The sequence below is a fragment of the Kushneria marisflavi genome, from assembly GCF_002157205.1.
GTDB lineage: Bacteria > Pseudomonadota > Gammaproteobacteria > Pseudomonadales > Halomonadaceae > Kushneria > Kushneria marisflavi.
In genome coordinates this window covers 1,361,025-1,376,384 of record NZ_CP021358.1, presented here as the reverse complement: position 1 = coordinate 1,376,384, position 15,360 = coordinate 1,361,025, and the positions used below count along the sequence as shown (strand labels likewise).

15 protein-coding genes are annotated in these 15,360 nt (G+C 61.9%); 5 read left to right on the top strand and 10 right to left on the bottom strand.

Features of this window, described 5'->3' with window-relative positions:
- Nucleotides 1-18 precede the first annotated feature (18 nt).
- The 7 genes from B9H00_RS06375 to B9H00_RS06345 all read right to left on the bottom strand — a co-directional run bounded on the left by B9H00_RS06375 (nucleotide 19) and on the right by B9H00_RS06345 (nucleotide 5,573).
- On the bottom strand, nucleotides 19-735 hold the full coding sequence (locus B9H00_RS06375; protein WP_086899949.1) for a glycosyltransferase: 717 nt from the start codon (nucleotides 733-735) through the stop codon (nucleotides 19-21).
- Entirely contained in the window at nucleotides 719-1,336 is a 618-nt protein-coding gene (locus tag B9H00_RS06370) for an SAM-dependent methyltransferase (RefSeq protein WP_086899948.1), read from the bottom strand. Before B9H00_RS06370 ends, B9H00_RS06375 begins: the two co-directional genes overlap by 17 nt.
- Complete coding sequence (locus tag B9H00_RS06365) at nucleotides 1,333-2,130, bottom strand: PIG-L deacetylase family protein (protein WP_086899947.1); 798 nt, start codon at nucleotides 2,128-2,130, stop codon at nucleotides 1,333-1,335. The genes B9H00_RS06370 and B9H00_RS06365 overlap by 4 nt, the downstream gene beginning before the upstream one ends.
- The gene (locus B9H00_RS06360; RefSeq protein ID WP_086899946.1) at nucleotides 2,127-3,152 is read right to left on the bottom strand and encodes an acyl-CoA dehydrogenase family protein; all 1,026 of its coding nucleotides are present in this window, start codon (nucleotides 3,150-3,152) and stop codon (nucleotides 2,127-2,129) included. The genes B9H00_RS06365 and B9H00_RS06360 overlap by 4 nt, the downstream gene beginning before the upstream one ends.
- Nucleotides 3,153-3,355: 203 nt before the next feature.
- Nucleotides 3,356-3,958: a YceI family protein gene (locus B9H00_RS06355; protein ID WP_086899945.1), complete on the bottom strand. Its 603-nt coding sequence runs from the start codon at nucleotides 3,956-3,958 to the stop codon at nucleotides 3,356-3,358.
- A gap of 49 nt (nucleotides 3,959-4,007) precedes the next feature.
- The gene (locus B9H00_RS06350; protein WP_236944372.1) at nucleotides 4,008-4,568 is read right to left on the bottom strand and encodes a cytochrome b; all 561 of its coding nucleotides are present in this window, start codon (nucleotides 4,566-4,568) and stop codon (nucleotides 4,008-4,010) included.
- 246 nt (nucleotides 4,569-4,814) lie between these two features.
- Nucleotides 4,815-5,573: a C40 family peptidase gene (locus tag B9H00_RS06345; RefSeq protein WP_211329644.1), complete on the bottom strand. Its 759-nt coding sequence runs from the start codon at nucleotides 5,571-5,573 to the stop codon at nucleotides 4,815-4,817.
- Between the two features lie 421 nt (nucleotides 5,574-5,994).
- Here B9H00_RS06345 and B9H00_RS06340 point away from each other — a divergent pair, with 421 nt between their 5' ends.
- The 3 genes from B9H00_RS06340 to ilvD all read left to right on the top strand — a co-directional run bounded on the left by B9H00_RS06340 (nucleotide 5,995) and on the right by ilvD (nucleotide 9,784).
- Nucleotides 5,995-6,924, top strand: a complete 930-nt coding sequence (locus tag B9H00_RS06340; RefSeq protein ID WP_086899944.1) for a phytanoyl-CoA dioxygenase family protein — start codon at nucleotides 5,995-5,997, stop codon at nucleotides 6,922-6,924.
- Between the two features lie 181 nt (nucleotides 6,925-7,105).
- Nucleotides 7,106-7,768, top strand: coding sequence for a fumarylacetoacetate hydrolase family protein (locus B9H00_RS06335; protein WP_086901737.1), 663 nt, complete (start codon nucleotides 7,106-7,108; stop codon nucleotides 7,766-7,768).
- A 393-nt stretch (nucleotides 7,769-8,161) separates the two neighbouring features.
- Complete coding sequence (gene ilvD, locus B9H00_RS06330) at nucleotides 8,162-9,784, top strand: dihydroxy-acid dehydratase (RefSeq protein WP_407656579.1); 1,623 nt, start codon at nucleotides 8,162-8,164, stop codon at nucleotides 9,782-9,784.
- A 72-nt stretch (nucleotides 9,785-9,856) separates the two neighbouring features.
- On the opposite strand, the gene B9H00_RS06325 is transcribed toward ilvD, so the two are convergent.
- Both B9H00_RS06325 and B9H00_RS06320 read right to left on the bottom strand, forming a co-directional pair.
- A complete protein-coding gene (locus tag B9H00_RS06325) occupies nucleotides 9,857-11,677 on the bottom strand; it encodes an aminopeptidase P family protein (protein ID WP_086899943.1) in 1,821 nt (606 codons plus the stop codon).
- Nucleotides 11,674-13,212, bottom strand: a complete 1,539-nt coding sequence (locus B9H00_RS06320; protein ID WP_086899942.1) for a peptide MFS transporter — start codon at nucleotides 13,210-13,212, stop codon at nucleotides 11,674-11,676. The genes B9H00_RS06325 and B9H00_RS06320 overlap by 4 nt, the downstream gene beginning before the upstream one ends.
- Nucleotides 13,213-13,434: 222 nt before the next feature.
- On the opposite strand from B9H00_RS06320, the gene B9H00_RS06315 reads away from it, so the two are divergent.
- On the top strand, nucleotides 13,435-13,800 hold the full coding sequence (locus B9H00_RS06315; RefSeq protein ID WP_147376581.1) for a hypothetical protein: 366 nt from the start codon (nucleotides 13,435-13,437) through the stop codon (nucleotides 13,798-13,800).
- A gap of 61 nt (nucleotides 13,801-13,861) precedes the next feature.
- Nucleotides 13,862-14,371 carry a metallophosphoesterase family protein gene (locus B9H00_RS06310; RefSeq protein WP_086899940.1) on the top strand — a complete coding sequence of 170 codons (510 nt, stop codon included), beginning with the start codon at nucleotides 13,862-13,864 and terminating at the stop codon, nucleotides 14,369-14,371.
- 35 nt (nucleotides 14,372-14,406) lie between these two features.
- Here B9H00_RS06310 and B9H00_RS06305 read toward each other — a convergent pair whose 3' ends face one another.
- Nucleotides 14,407-15,234 (bottom strand): hypothetical protein, encoded by an 828-nt coding sequence (locus tag B9H00_RS06305; protein ID WP_086899939.1) that lies wholly within the window; start codon nucleotides 15,232-15,234, stop codon nucleotides 14,407-14,409.
- Nucleotides 15,235-15,360 lie beyond the last annotated feature (126 nt).

Genomic DNA, 15,360 nt, shown 5'->3' with positions numbered 1-15,360 from the left:
AAGAGGATTGAGCCTTTCCTATCCCGGCAGTGGCGTTTGACTGTCGGTTAGCGCGGGCACGGGGTGTGCCAGCGTGTGCAGCAACGCGCCCAGTCCGTCCGGGGCGCGGGCCTGGCCTCTGGCACTGGTCATGACGCGACACGTGGACGCCCAGGTCACGCTGCCGCCCGAGGCCATAAGCCGCTCGATCAGATTCACATCCTCGTGACAGCGCAGCGGGCGAAAGCCGCCCAGCGCTTGATAGGCCGCCATGCTGATCCCCAGGTTGGCACCGTAAACGTAGTGCCGCTCGAGGTTTTGCCGCTGGTGCGCCAGATAGCGCGCGCGCAGATCCGGCGCGAGCCCGTGCCACTGCGTCAGATGGATTCCGCCACAGACTGCATCTGTATCAAAGCCGTACAGAGCGGTCAGCCAGGTCTCAGGCACACAGGTATCGGCATCGGTCATGGCCAGCCAGTCGACCCCTTTCGGCAGCGCTCGAACGCCGGCGTGACGGGCCACACCCACATTGCGGGCGCTTACGCTCACCCGGGTGACCTCATATGCCCGGGCAATGGCGTTTGAGCGGTCCTGACAGCTGTCGAGCACCACCACCAGCGTGACCTCATGCCCATGGTGGCGCGCATGGCGCGCGGCTCGCGTCAGCGACTCAAGACATGCGTCCAGATGCTGCTCTTCATCATGTGCGGGCACTACCACGCCGATATGTGCCGGTGCGTTACGCGCTGTCGTCATGATGATCCTCCTGACGCAAGGCGATGGCAGAGGGCGTGCGCTGCCAGAGATCGATCAGGATGTCGCTGTCCTCGTAATGACCGTACCGGGTGATTTTCAGGCGCTCTGCCAGCGTCTGATGAACGCTTTCGGCATCCAGGTCGCTGCCATCAATGGGATGGCGCCAGTGACAGGCCAGCAGCTCACCATCCTCGCTCAGGGCAGCGTTGAGACGCGTGCAAACCGCATTGAGGGTTTCCCGATTCAGGTAGTACCCCATCTCGCTGATCACGATCAGATCAAAACGGCCTTCCGGCCACTGCTCGGGCACGGCGCCGCAGGTAATGCTGACATGGGGCTGATTCTTGAGGGTTTCACGGGCGCGGGTCACGGCACTTTGGCTGATATCCTGGATGTCGAGTGCATCACAGCGTCCGGCCAATGCAGCGCTGAGCACACCAATGGAGCAGCCGGGCTCAAACGCACGGCGATAGCGTGCTCGAGTCAGCATTGCCATCGTCAGGTCGCGCTTTCGTCGTTCATACCAGCGGGTGTGGTAGTGCCACGGATCATCATGCGTGGCGTGCAGCTGTTCAAAGGCCTGAGCATCCAGACGGGTCATGGGTAGGCTCTCCCGGCGGGCGCTGACGGCTCGTCGATGAAAAACACTTCATAAGGGCGTGTCAGGCGGGCCAGCACATGATCGGGCAGGATCGGCGCCTTCCCGGTGGCGGGGTCCACACTCAGCTGACTCTCATGGGCCTGGATGGCGGCCCGTTTTTTGGCCAGCAGAGTCTCGTCCAGCGGCAGGCGACGGGCCCGGCCCCAGGGCACGCGAGAATCCTGCGGGGCGGCCCAGTGCCAGGTCCAGATCGGTATCTCGATCAGCCGCGCGCCCGTGATTCCACAGGCGCGGACGCAGGCACGTCCGGTGGCTTCATGATCCGGGTGGCCGTCACCGCGCCAGGTGGTCAGCACCACGTGCGCCGGGGTGAGCTCGGTCAGGAGATGATCGCACAGCGTGGATTCATGTTCGGCCACGCGCGTATCCGGCAGTCCCAGTCGTATCACCGTGGTCTGCTGCTGACACCCCAGACGCGACAGTGCCTCAAGGCTCTCCCGGGGGCGCTGACGAGCCAGGTGCTCGGGCGTCCAGTGAGAAGAGCCAGCATGGCTTGCCGTGCCGTCGGTCACGGCAACGATCTGCAGGGCGTGGCCGGCGGCGGCGAGCTGAAGCATCAGCCCGGCAAAGCCCAGGGTTTCATCATCGGGGTGGGGCGCCACGATCACGGCGTGCTGACTCGGTGCTACCAGCATCTCATGGGAGATCAGGGGCATTGCCTCCAGCTTGCCCCGGGCCTGCCAGTCGGCTTCCGGGGTGCCTTCGCCCTCGATTCGACGATTATCAGCGCTCATAACGGCCATCCGTGTGCGTCATCGACGCAGAGCCGGCCCAGAGCGGCCAGATCGCGCTCGGCGTGGCTCTGGCGAAGATAGACGGGCAGATCGGCCATCATGCGGGCAAATCGCCGGTCGCGACAGAAGGGCCCGGCCCCCAGCGCCCGTCCGCAGTGGGCAATGATCTGCTCAACGCTGTGCTCGATGACCGCGCGGGTACGCAGCGCCAATATCTGGCACTCCTCGTTCGGGGCAGCATCGATACGTTCGGCAGCGTCGCGAAGGGTGGCCAGACCCGCCTGCAGGGCGGCATCGACATGGCCAAGGTGCGCCATCAAGAGCGGGTCATCACTGTGGTGTGCGGCCCTGGCCTTGAGCGTCTGTGCCAGTGCGTGGGCGCCGCCCAGCCAGCAGGCGGCAATGCCGGCGCCGCCCTGCCAGAAGCCGGGTCGGGCCAGATAAGCATTAACCGGTCCGATCAGAACGGCACGTGCCTCTTGAAAGTCGATCTCGACGCTGGCGCTGGCCTGCATGCCCACGGCCTGCCAGCCCCGATCGGTGACGGTGACGCCGGGCTGGTCCATGACCACCGCGGCGAGGCGCTGTTGATCGCCCTGCCAGACGGTCATCAGGCCGTGGCTCATGATCGGGGCGCCTGAACACCAGGCCTTGGTGCCGTTGAGCGTGACTCGGTCGTCATTGCCGCTGACCTGTGCACTGATCTGCACTCTGGCCTGTGGCGGCTCGGCGGCCCACATGGCCCAGCGGGCATCATCAGGGGCATCAGGCGTAACGCCCAGTTCAGCCATGATGGCCAGCGCGTCCGCGTGACCCTCAAAGAGCTTGATCAGGGCCAGGTCATGACCGGCGACCTGATACAGCGCACGCCATCGCAAGAGCGTTTCGCCCGAGCCGGGAAGCGGCAGTGGCCCCTGAGCAATCAGTCGGTCCAGCGGGGCGGCCAGCGCGTCAATGTCATCAAGGGGAAGGTCGTGACGCGTCAGCTCTTCACCGAGACGTTCGGGCACCGATGGTTTCATGCAGGCTCCTTTTGAAGCCTGTCACGAGCAATCCGTGCCGATGAAAAATGACAGGCCAGTGCCTGAGCATAGCCGGGAAGTCATTGGACGTTGTTGTCCAGCGTTAAGGTTTTGCAGTCGGATACAAAAAGGGCTGCCGGATGGCAGCCCTGATAATGGCAACGTGATACGTCTTTTTAGAGAAAGAGCTGTTGCCTGCGGCGTTACTGGCGCACGCCTTCCAGTGACAGATAAAGATGGACTGTCTCGCTGGCGGGGCCGAGATGATTGTCCGGATCGATATTGAAATCGGCCAGCTTGAACGCGGTTTCCCCTTCAAAGCCCTGGCGATAGCCGCCCCACGGATCATCGCCGCCGCCGATACGGGTCACCTCGATTTCGACCGGTTTTGTCACGCCGTGCAGGGTCAGATCTCCCTTGAGAATGCCTTCATCGGCATCGTCCTTTTTGGGCTCAAAGCCAGTGGAGACGAAACGCGCTTCCGGGAATTTGGGCACGTTCAAAAAATCGGCGCTTTTAAGATGCTTGTCACGCTCGGCGTGATTGGTATCCAGGCTGTCGGTATGGATGGTGACCTCGGCACTGGAAGCTGTCAGGTCATCCGGGTCGTAGCTGAAGCTGCCGTCGAAGTTGCGAAACTGACCCAGAAGCCAGGAGTAGCCCAGATGCTGAATGCGAAACTCGATAAAGGCATGCTGGCCTTCCTTGTCGATCTGGTACTCGGCAGCGCCGGCGTTGGGGCTGACAGCCATGGCCAGCGGTGACAGGGCCATGGCGGCGAGACCGGCAGCAAGTATCTTTTTCATGAGTTGGTTGTCCTTGAATGAAAGGGTAAAGGAGCCAGAGAGCAGGGCGTCAGGCACGGCGCCCCAGCATGCGTGTCAACGTGGCATCACGATCAATGAAGTGGTGCTTGAGTGCCAGCAGGGCGTGACCGATGCCGGCCACGATCAGTGACCAGGCCGCATACCAGTGCATCGTGCCTGCCAGCGTGGCCTGATCCCTGAACGGGGCAACCAGGGCGGGAAATTCGAAAAGCCCGAACACACTCACGCCCCGCCCTTCTGCGGTCGAGATCAGATAGCCCGCGACCAGTACCGCGCACAGCAGCAGATACAGCAGCAGGTGACCGACATGCGCTGCGCGCCGGGCATGCCGGTGGCCCAGTGCCGGCGGGCGCGCAAAGGCCAGCCGTGCCGCGATGCGCAGAATCAAAAGGGCCGTCAGGGTCAAACCAAAGGATTTGTGCCACCAGGGCGCGCGGTGATACCAGCTGTCGTAATACGACAGGCCGGTCATCCACCATCCGCTGGCAAACAGGCCCGCGATCAGCGCCGCACTGCTCCAGTGCAGCACCCTCGAAGCAGAGTGCCAGCGATCGGGAAGGTTCTGTTGCATGGTTGCGGCATTGACCATTGATGCACTCCACTTCGAGTAAGGCCGGCACAAGGCGTTATTGTCGTGAACATGGCAGGGCCAAGGCTTCTCCATGTCGGTGTGGCGGCATCGTGCCGCACTTCCCTGCATGCAGAAAAGCGAAAATACTCAGTGCCATGATTCGAAAAAATCGAATCATGGCAGCAGGGGCAAGTGGAAAAGCGGGGCATCAGTAGAATCGCAGCAGTCAGGCGCAGTCAGCACGCTGCGCCGTACGGGCGTGAATCAGCGCGAGGCGAGCTGGCGCACGGTGTCGCCGGTCAGCAGACGACGCGCGCCCAGATAGTGGCGCTGCCAGTAGTCGCCGGAAAGCGAGCTGACACGAATGTTTTCACCGGTGCGCGGAGCCTGGACGAACTTGCCATCGCCCAGGTAGACGCCCACGTGGTCGGCGGCGCTGGCGGCCTTGATGCGGAAAAAGACCAGATCACCGCGCTTGAGGGAATCAAGGGCCACTGGGGTGGACTGTGACCAGTGATACATGCCATTGGCGGTGCGCGGCAGTTCTGCGGAGAGCAGATCGCGAAAGGCGTAATAGATCAGGCCGCTACAGTCGAAGCCGGCCTGGGGCGTGGTGCCCCCCCAGAGATAGGGCCGACCAACCTGATCCATGACGGTATCCATGGCACGTGCCATGGCGATTTCGCCGGGCCGATCAATCTCTTCGTTGAAGGCATACTTCTTGTAGTTGAAGTTATCCACACCCGCTGCAATGGCTCGAGTCGATCCGCTGGGGACAATCGAGCGGCCCTGAGCCGCCGCCTTTTTGAGCTGGGTTTCGGACAGGCCCAGCTGGCGGGCACGCGCCTGTTCTCGTTTGCGCTTGGAGCGCAGTTCGCTGGCCGTGCCGTGTTCCGGCTGGATCAGCTGACGGGCGTGCGCCTGCGTTGCCGTCAGGGGCAGGGCGGTCACCAGCAGTGCCGCAATCAGCAAAGCGGTGGACAGCTGGTTCAGGGCGTAGCGAAACGCAGTATGCGAGGGCATGGGCGTGCTCATGAAATCGGTGTCGTGTCGGGAGATCGACCGCGTTGGCGCCAGCGGCGCATGGTCATGGATCACGGCAGATGCATTGATAACATTGAGCGGGGCTCGGGAACATGATCGATGCGCGCATTGTACGGGTAAATGCGTACGGGGGAATGCGTCACACCGCGATCGGAGTAACCTGGGTTATGGAAGGCGAGGGGTTGCCATGTTCACGTGGTGCCCTCCCGACGGTTCGGCCCGATGGCTGGGTCGTTGTCCGGGAGTCCCTGAAAGGGTCAGGCGATGGTTATGATCTGTTGACGTCCCAGGACCAGAGGCATGTATCGACAGGCGCAGACAGCGCCGGATACCCAGGGCCCCCATGAAGGGGTGACGTCAGGCAGGACGCCGTCGTCTTTTTGTTGACCAAGGAGGACACATGTCAGCTGTACATGCACAGCGTCACAACACGCTGATGGAAGACCCGTACCCGACGCGCCTGGCGACGGCGCCCGAACGTCGTTGGCTGCCGCGTCAGGAAAAGACCCTGCGCGGGCCGGAGGAAGGGCCCCTGACCCGTGAGCAGCGTGAGGAGTTCCGCCGGAAAGGGTTCGTGTTCATTCCGGACTTTCTCGATGAGGTCGAGCTTGAAGACTATCAGCGCGAGCTTGAAGCGCTGCTTGAGCGCGATGACTACCGCGATCAGGACTTCACCATCACCGAGCCGAGCAGCAATGACATCCGCTCGATCTTTGCCATGCATTTTCTCTCGGAAAAATTCGGTCAGCTGGCGCAGTCGCCGAAGCTGGTCAAAAGCGTCGAGCAGCTGATCGGTGAGGATGTCTACGTGATGCAGGGGCGCATCAACTACAAGCCCGGCTTTGAAGGCAAGGGATTTGACTGGCACTCCGATTTCGAGACCTGGCACGCCGAGGACGGCATGCCGCGCATGAACGCCGTGAGTGCCTCGATCGTGCTCACCGATAACCATGAGTTCAACGGTCCCCTGATGCTGATTCCGGGCTCGCACGAAAAGTTCGTGCCCTGTATCGGCGAAACGCCGGAAAACAACTACAAGAGCTCGCTGAAAAAGCAGGAAGCGGGTGTGCCGAGTCGCGAGGCACTGGCCGAGCTGGTGGCAGAACACGGTATCGAGGCACCCAAGGGGCGCGCCGGCGGGCTACTGCTGTTTGACTGCAATACGCTTCATGGCTCCAATGCCAATATGTCGCCGGATGCACGCAGCAATATCTTTTTCGTGTTCAACCAGCGCGATAACGCTCTTGATGCGCCGTTTGCAGCAAGCCGGCATCGCCCCGACTTTCTGGCCCATACACCGGACGGTCGCTGGCGCGATCTTGCTCTGTAAAGCTGTCCGGTTCAGGCATGGTTCGTGATTTGCCTTTCGACATGCAAGGGCGAACATGATCTGCAGGCGGCAGGGCGTTGATCGCGCCCTGCCGCTTTTTTATGGCGGCAGGTTTGTGATGGTTGTGATAAAGCGTACATTGAATCAATAAAAACGCATGGATCTTCAAGAGGAACAGGCCATGGCCTTTCAGCCCGTCTTCACTGATGGACGCACGTTTGCCGATTCTCTGGGCAAGATTGTATGCGTGGGGCGCAACTATGCCGCCCATGCCAGAGAGCTCAACAACGAAGTGCCCACTGCGCCGCTTCTGTTTATCAAGCCCGCTTCCAGCGCCACGCCCATGCGTGAGCGCATTCGCGTGCCGAGACATCTCGGCGAGGTGCATTTTGAAACCGAAGTGGCTCTTCTGGTGGGCCGCCGGCTGTGTCGTGCCCGTCCCGAAGAGGTGCTCGAGGCGATTGCCGGCGTGGGCCTGGCGCTGGATCTGACCCTGCGTGATGTGCAGTCACGGCTCAAGGACAAGGGCCACCCCTGGGAGCGGGCCAAGGGCTTTGATGGCGCCTGTCCAATCAGCGAGTTCGTGCCTTTTGACTCTGAGCAGATGGCGCTGGATGATCTGCGATTTACCCTCACCATTGACGGTGAGCGCCGCCAGACCGGGCATACGGCCATGATGCTGTTCAACGCCGTTGATCTCATGGTTGAAATATCGCGTTCGTTTACGCTCGAGCCCGGCGATGTGGTACTGACCGGTACGCCGGAAGGGGTAGGGGCGCTGCCTGAAGGTGCGCGGCTGCTCCTGTCGCTGGAAGGGCATTTCGAGATCACGGCCCGCAGCTGATTTCACGCTGAACCATGCTGGGCGTATACTCGATATCCTGTGCCGGGCCTGACACCCGGCCGCGCTATCCGCGCAGTGAGTGTCGCCCGCACCCGAAGATCCGGGAACAGCGGGGCAGCACTTTTCTGTCGATGTGCCACTTGTTCCTGACCCGACGGTCCTGCCGTCGCGGAACGAGCGATATCGACAGCGCTTTCGTTGGTTCCGGGCATTGTGCCCCTGCGGGATGTCCGGGACCTGTTCGTATTCATTACCAGCAAAAGTGATCAGATCATGAGCCAGGAAGACCGGCCGGATAGCCCCTCCACCGCACCGCTTGCCAATGACCGCAGCCACACTCGTCGCCACTCCTCCCCGGTGGTCGATGGTCCCGGCAAGGCCGCCAGCCGCGCCATGCTGCGCGCCGTGGGTTTCAGTGATGAGGATTTCACCAAGCCGCAGGTCGGGATCGCCTCGACCTGGAGTCGTGTCACTCCGTGCAACAGCCACATCAATGTGCTGGCGGATGCCGCCAGTGACGGCGCTGACGAGGCCGGCGGCAAGGGCGTGGTGTTCAATACCATCACCATCAGTGATGGCATTGCCAACGGCACCGAGGGCATGAAGTACTCGATGATCTCGCGTGAGGTCATTGCCGACTCCATCGAGACCGTCGCCGGCTGCGAAGGCTTTGATGGCGTGGTGGCCATCGGCGGCTGTGACAAGAACATGCCCGGCTGCATGATGGGCCTGGCCCGTCTCGACCGCCCCGGCATCTTCGTTTACGGCGGCACCATTTTGCCGGGCGAAGGCCACACCGATATCGTTTCGGTGTTTGAAGCAATGGGCGCCCACTCCCAGGGCAACATGGACCTCATCGACGTCAAGCGTATCGAGGAAACCGCGATTCCCGGGCCCGGCTCGTGTGGCGGCATGTATACCGCCAACACCATGGCCTCGGCCATTGAAGCGCTGGGCATGAGCCTGCCGAACTCCTCGGCGCAAAACGCCGTGTCGCAGACCAAGCAGGACGATAGCCGTGAAGCCGGCGCTGCCGTGCTCAAGCTGCTCGAGCTCGACATCAAGCCGTCCGATATCATGACCCGCAAGGCGTTTGAAAACGCCATCACCGTAGTCATCAGCCTGGGCGGTTCCACCAATGCGGTGCTGCACCTGATTGCGATCGCCAACACCATCGGCGTGGAACTGACGCTGGATGACTTTACCGAGATCGGCAAGCGCGTGCCGGTGGTGGCGGATCTGCGTCCCAGCGGTCACTACATGATGAGCGAGCTGGTCGCCATCGGCGGTATTCAGCCGCTGATGAAGATTCTGCTCGACGCGGGACTGCTGCATGGCGACTGCCTGACCGTCACTGGTCAGACGCTGGCCGAGAACCTGGCAGACGTTGCGCCCTATCCGGAAGGTCAGAACATCATCAAGCCGCTGAATAATCCGGTGAAGGCCTCCAGCCACCTGCGCATTCTCTACGGCAATCTGGCACCGGAAGGTTCGGTGGCCAAGATCACCGGCAAGGAAGGGACGCGCTTTACCGGCAAGGCTCGCGTGTTCAACTCCGAAGAGGAGGCCCAGGCGCGCATCAATGATCTGACCGTGGTCGCCGGCGACGTGCTGGTGATTCGCTACGAAGGTCCGCGCGGCGGTCCGGGCATGCGCGAAATGCTCACGCCCACGTCGGCCATCATGGGGCGTGGCCTGGGCGACAAGGTGGCGCTGATCACCGATGGTCGCTTCTCCGGCGGCAGCCACGGTTTCGTCGTGGGTCACATCACACCGGAAGCCTTCAACGGCGGACCGATCGCGCTGGTCGAGGATGGCGATCAGATCACCATTGATGCCGAAAACGATGTCATGACCCTACATATCGATGAGGCCGAAATGACGCGCCGCCGCGAGGCCTGGCAGCGTCCGAAGCCGCGCTATACCCGCGGTGCGATGGCCAAGTACGCCCGCACCGTCAGCTCGGCTTCGCTCGGCGCCTTGACCGACCTGCCGGATGCCGACGATCTGACCTGATCGATGGGTTGTTGCCGTCAAAAAAACGCCCCGGCCATGGCTGGGGCGTTTTTTATCGGGTCTTTACAGGATTTATCCGGCCAGTGGCTGCGTCTTCTCTGCCAGCCAGTCGCGGGTGGGCTCATCCAGTTTTGGCGCCAGACGCTCGAACACCGTGCGGTGATAGTTATCGAGCCAGTTGATCTCGTCCTCGCGCAGCAGTGAAGGCTCGATCAGGCGGGTGTCGATGGGGCACAGGGTGAGCGTCTCGAACTCGAGGAAAGCGTCGCCATCCAGAGTTTCGACGTCTGTTACGAGACGATTGGCCACCAGGTTTTCGATGCGAATGCCCCATTGGTTAGGGCGGTAGAGCCCCGGCTCGATCGAGGTGATCATGCCCTCGCGCATGGCGGTCTGCGGCGTAGGCTGCGCCCCGCGGGAGATCACCTGGGGGCCTTCATGGACGTTGAGAAAGTAACCCACCCCGTGGCCGGTGCCATGGCCGTAATCCAGACCGGCTTCCCATAGCGGTGCCCGGGCGATGGCGTCCAGCCGCGGGGCTTCGATGCCTTCCGGAAAGCGGGTGCGCGACAGCGCCATCATGCCCTTGAGCACGCGGGTATAGTCGGCCTTCTGGGCGGCGGTGGGCTCGCCGACCGGAATGACCCGGGTGATGTCGGTGGTGCCATCGAGATACTGGGCGCCGGAGTCGATCAGGAGCAGCCCCTGACCCTCGATGCTGGAATGCGCCGACTCGGTGGCCCGGTAGTGCGGCAGGGCACCGTTGGCGTTGAAGCCGGCAATGGTGGGAAAGCTGCGCGAGATGAAATGCTTCTCCCGCGTGCGCTCGGCTGTCAGGCGGGCATCAATGGTCAGCTCGGTGATCGGTGTCTCGCTGACCAGCGTCTCATCAAGCCAGCAGAGAAATCGGCACAGGGCCGCGCCGTCGCGGGCCATGGCGGCACGAACGTGATCGATCTCGACTTCGCTCTTGCACGCCTTGGCAAGCGTGGTCGGCTGGAACGCCTCAACGAGGCTGACCTGATCCGGCAGGGCCTGAATCAGTGACAGCGTGACCCGGGCCGGGTCGATCAGAAGCCGCGCACCTTCAGGCAGCCGCGTCAGGGCATCGAGGACTTCGGCGTAAGCGTGCAGGAACACGCCGTCATCGGCCAGCGCTTCGCGGAGCTCCGCCGGCACCTTGTCCTGATCGATGAACAGCCGGACATGATGGGCATCCACCAGTGCATGGGCCAGAAACACCGGGTTGTAGTCCACGTCACTGCCGCGCAGATTGAAAAGCCAGGCAATGTCATCAAGCGTCGAGATCAGGTGCGCATCGGCGCCAGCCTCGTCCATGGCCTGGCGCAGCTGCGCCAGGCGCTCAGAGCGGGTCTGGCCGGCAAGGGTGTCGTCATGCGACGTGACCGGTGCCTGGGGCAGCGCGGGGCGATCAGGCCAGATTTCCTCGAGCAGATCCCGGTCGCTTTTGATCGTCGCGCTGTCTCCCAGTCGTGCCTTGAAGGCGCGATGGGCCGCCAGCGGCAGCACGGCGCCATCAAGGCCCAGCGTAATGGACCCGGGATGATGGATATTGAGCCAGTCGATTGGCGCCAGAATCTGCTGGCCCTGGGCCACCTTCATCATCTCGATACCGCTGCCGGAGAGTTCCTTGTCGGCCTGTACCCAGTAGCGACTGTCGACCCAGAGCCCGGCAAAATCATGCGTGACCAGCAGCGTGCCGACCGAGCCGGTGAAGCCGGTCAGCCATTCGCGCCCCTGCCAGTGACCGGGCAGGTACTCCGACAGATGCGGGTCCGAGGAGGGCACCAGCCAGGCATTGATGCCGGAGGCCATCATGGTCCGACGCAGGGCATCGATGCGCTGTGAAGGGGTATCGACTAGAGCGGTCATTGCGATGTCTCCGAAATGCCGGGTTCAGCGGTACGGCTGTGGGCCAGCAGCCGGCGTATGGGTTTGATCAATATCATGAGTATGACCGCCCCGATCAGCAGCGCCAGTGCGCAGCGGCCGAAAAGTTCGGGCAGCTGGGTGACGTGCTCGGGGCTGACGTGACCACCGATCAGCCCGGCGACCAGGTTGCCCAGTGCGGTAGCGGCAAACCAGATGCCCATGATCTGGCCGCGCATGGACATCGGTGCCAGCTCGGTCATGGTCGACAGCCCCACCGGACTCAGACAGAGCTCGCCCAGCGTCAGCAGCAAAAGGCTTGAGACGATCCACAGCGACGACACCTGATCGGCACCGTCCACCACCTGCCAGGCCGCCATCATCATCAGGCCAAAGCCTGCCGCCGCAAACACGAGCCCGGCGCTGAACTTGGCGGCGCTTGACGGCTCGAAGCCGCGACGCGCCATGGCCGGCCACAGCCAGCCAAACAGCGGTGCCAGCACGATGATGAACAGCGGGTTGAGCGACTGGAACCAGAGTACCGGAATGTCAAAGCCCAGCACCTGGCGGTCGGTGTAGTCCGAGGCAAACAGGTTATAGGAGGTAGGTTGCTGCTCGAACGAAGCCCAGAACAGCGCCGCCGCCATGAACAGGATCAGACAGACAATGACACGGGCCTGCTCATGGCGATTGAGGCCGCTGAAAAACATCAGATAGATGAACCAGCCCAGCACGCACAGTCCTACCACATAGCTCATGGTGGTGGCGATGGCGACCGGATTGAAAGTGATGACGCCGGTCAGGCCGAGTGCCGTGATCAGCGCCACCAGCAGCAGGCATGCCGCGACGCCAATGCCGACATGTCGGCGCTGGTTGACCGGTGCGTCCCAGTTCGACTCGCGCCCGTGCTCCCGGTCAAAGCGCTTCATGGTCGGGATGGCGGTGAGTCGGAAGATGATCAGGGCGATCAGCATGCCGAGGCCGCCAGCGCCAAAGCCCCAGTGCCAGCCGCCGCTTTCCATGGCAAGCCCCGTGATGAGCGGGGCAATGACGGCGCCAAGATTGATGCCCATGTAGAAGATCGAGAAGCCGCCGTCGCGGCGGGCATCTCCCTCTTCATAAAGGGTGCCTACCATGACCGAGATACAGGTCTTGAAAATTCCCGAGCCCAGCACGAGCAGAATCAGGCCAATATAAAACATGGGCGCGCCCCAAAGCGCCGATAGCGCAATGGACAGATGCCCCAGGGCAATCAGAACCGAGCCGTACCAGACGGCGCGACGCTGGCCCAGCCAGTTATCGGCCAGCCAGCCGCCCGGCAGCGTGCTCAGATAAATCATGCCACCGAAGATGCCTACGATGGCGGCGGCCGTGTCGCGTGGAATGCCCAGCCCACCGTCGGCAAGCGTCGCCGCCATGTAGAGCACCAGAAGCGGGCGAATGCCATAAAAGGAGAAGCGCTCCCACATCTCGGTGAAAAAGAGCGGCCCCAGCGGGCGCGGATGACTAAAAAAACCGCGTTCAGAGGAAGTTGCCATGACAGTATCCAGCAGGTAAGACCCGGAATCGAAACAGCCAATCAAGGCCTGTGATAAACGTTGTGCACCATACGAGCCGCCATCCCGGGGTGCAAATCATCATTGGTGTGATGACCTGAAGCCTCGCGCTGACCACGGCATTCAAAAGCGATAAATAATTGTCGGGTAAGTTGCGACGGGAGTTCCTACACTCAACAGGAAGCCAAAATTCAGGGATGAATCATGAAAGTAGCCAAGAGTATATGGTGCGCCGGTGCGATGGCACTTGCGATGACTGGCGTTAGCCAGATGGCACAGGCCTCGGTCGAGGAATCCGCCGATGTGCCTCAGGCCGACCGCGAGCTGGTCAACAAATGCCATGAGGCGGCCATGAATAGCAAGGATGGCGACACCTTCGAAAGCTCGCAGCTTTTGATGGATCAGCAGAATGCGGGTGACTACGAAAAGGGTGAGGAGCTGCTGCTTCATATCAACATGCTGGGCCACGGCACCACCATCTACAATGTCAGCTGCAACGTGGATGAGCAGGGCAATGTGACCTACAAGGAATTTCAAAAGGCGGGGACGCCGGCAGGCACCACACGCTGATCAGAACCCGAAAACGTTCCTGAAAGGCCCCGCCGGGGCCTTTCTGCTGTCAGGAGAGAGCATGACGCTTCCTCTGTGTGATCACACCTCTTTTGCCATTGATACCCCTGTCGGTGTGATCAGCGATACACACGGTCTGCTGCGTGATGAGGCGCTAAAAGCCATGGAAGGCTGCGCGCTGATTCTGCATCTGGGCGATGTTGGTGAGCCGGAAATCCTCGAGCAACTGGCCGAACAGGCACCGCTGGTCGCCATACGAGGCAATGTAGATCGGGCGGCATGGTGCGAGTCACTGCCGATGCGGCGCGATATTGTGGTCAACGACTGGCGGATTCACCTGGTGCATGACATCGCTGATTTTGATACCGACACGGTCTGCGATGCGGTGCTGCATGGCCATTCTCACAAGCCGCGGCAGCAGTGGATCGATGGTGGTGCGGGCGTTCGACGGCTTTATTTCAACCCTGGCAGCGCCGGCAGGCGCCGGTTCAAATTGCCCATCACGGCCGGTCAATTGTGGGCGGGCAAGGACAGGCTTTGCAGTGGCGTCATGCATCTTCTGAAGGATTGATGCCCGGCGCCGGGCCGGGCATCAGGTTTAGAGGGTTACATCGGCGGAACGGTGCCGTCCAGACCGACAATCACGACCTTCGCCTGTACGGGCGAGGCGGACAGGTCACCGCCCACAAAGACCGCTTCTCCCTTCTTGATATCGTCCATGGTGGCTTTCTGAACGGCCACAACCGGGACATCTCGCGGTACCATGATCTGCTTTTTACCGTCGCCATAATCCACGGTCAGCGTCATCATGTCCTGATCGCCACTGCCTGACTGGCTGACGGTGCCGTTGGTCATGGTCGAGCCGCCACCGGCGCCGCCCATCTTGCCGCTGTCGGCCTGGCTGACGGTGCCGTTGGTCATGGTCGAGCCGCCACCGGATCCCCCCATCTTGCCGCTGTCGGTCTGGCTGACAGTGCCATTGGTCATGGTCGAGCCACCACCGGAGCCACCCATCTTGCCACCTGATGAACCGCTCTGGTCATGTCCACGCGGGGTATCCCATGGGTAGTCACCTTCACCAGTGCCTTTCATGGATTCCGGAAAGACGACTACCTCCAGCGCCTTTGAGGGCTGGCCGTCGGCCCCGGGCGCGTTGGCGGTGCCGATGAAGGTGCCTTCCTTGATGGCATCAAGGCTTGAAGGCGTTACACCAGCCAGACGGGTGTCATCGCTGATGCTGACGTCATGGGTCTTGCCGTCGCTGGTCGATTCGACGCTGAAACCGTGATCGCTGACAGCGGTGATGGTACCGCGCAGGTGCTCGGGTGTGTCGCTCTGGTTGTCGGCGGCCAGTGCGGTGCCGGCAGAAAGGGCACAGGCCAGGGCAATGGCCGAGGCCAGCAGAGTGGGGCGAGCTGTGGAATACAGGGTCATCAAACATCTCCCGAATCGAATGAAAAGCGGACGCAGTGGCGCAGGACCATTGCCCCCGTCTGGCTTTCAGTTCAGCCTGGCATCAGTTTTTGTCAACCTGCGACCGGTGAGACACGACCAAAGCCT

What these genes read in the sequence shown, in the direction of transcription:
- B9H00_RS06375 (WP_086899949.1), bottom strand. Translation starts at nt 735, where the DNA reads ATGACGACAGCGCGTAACGCACCGGCACATATCGGCGTGGTAGTGCCC.
- B9H00_RS06370 (WP_086899948.1), bottom strand. Translation starts at nt 1,336, where the DNA reads ATGACCCGTCTGGATGCTCAGGCCTTTGAACAGCTGCACGCCACGCAT.
- B9H00_RS06365 (WP_086899947.1), bottom strand. Translation starts at nt 2,130, where the DNA reads ATGAGCGCTGATAATCGTCGAATCGAGGGCGAAGGCACCCCGGAAGCC.
- B9H00_RS06360 (WP_086899946.1), bottom strand. Translation starts at nt 3,152, where the DNA reads ATGAAACCATCGGTGCCCGAACGTCTCGGTGAAGAGCTGACGCGTCAC.
- B9H00_RS06355 (WP_086899945.1), bottom strand. Translation starts at nt 3,958, where the DNA reads ATGAAAAAGATACTTGCTGCCGGTCTCGCCGCCATGGCCCTGTCACCG.
- B9H00_RS06350 (WP_236944372.1), bottom strand. Translation starts at nt 4,568, where the DNA reads ATGGTCAATGCCGCAACCATGCAACAGAACCTTCCCGATCGCTGGCAC.
- B9H00_RS06345 (WP_211329644.1), bottom strand. Translation starts at nt 5,573, where the DNA reads ATGCCCTCGCATACTGCGTTTCGCTACGCCCTGAACCAGCTGTCCACC.
- B9H00_RS06340 (WP_086899944.1), top strand. Translation starts at nt 5,995, where the DNA reads ATGTCAGCTGTACATGCACAGCGTCACAACACGCTGATGGAAGACCCG.
- B9H00_RS06335 (WP_086901737.1), top strand. Translation starts at nt 7,106, where the DNA reads ATGGCCTTTCAGCCCGTCTTCACTGATGGACGCACGTTTGCCGATTCT.
- ilvD (WP_407656579.1), top strand. Translation starts at nt 8,162, where the DNA reads ATGCTGCGCGCCGTGGGTTTCAGTGATGAGGATTTCACCAAGCCGCAG.
- B9H00_RS06325 (WP_086899943.1), bottom strand. Translation starts at nt 11,677, where the DNA reads ATGACCGCTCTAGTCGATACCCCTTCACAGCGCATCGATGCCCTGCGT.
- B9H00_RS06320 (WP_086899942.1), bottom strand. Translation starts at nt 13,212, where the DNA reads ATGGCAACTTCCTCTGAACGCGGTTTTTTTAGTCATCCGCGCCCGCTG.
- B9H00_RS06315 (WP_147376581.1), top strand. Translation starts at nt 13,435, where the DNA reads ATGAAAGTAGCCAAGAGTATATGGTGCGCCGGTGCGATGGCACTTGCG.
- B9H00_RS06310 (WP_086899940.1), top strand. Translation starts at nt 13,862, where the DNA reads ATGACGCTTCCTCTGTGTGATCACACCTCTTTTGCCATTGATACCCCT.
- B9H00_RS06305 (WP_086899939.1), bottom strand. Translation starts at nt 15,234, where the DNA reads ATGACCCTGTATTCCACAGCTCGCCCCACTCTGCTGGCCTCGGCCATT.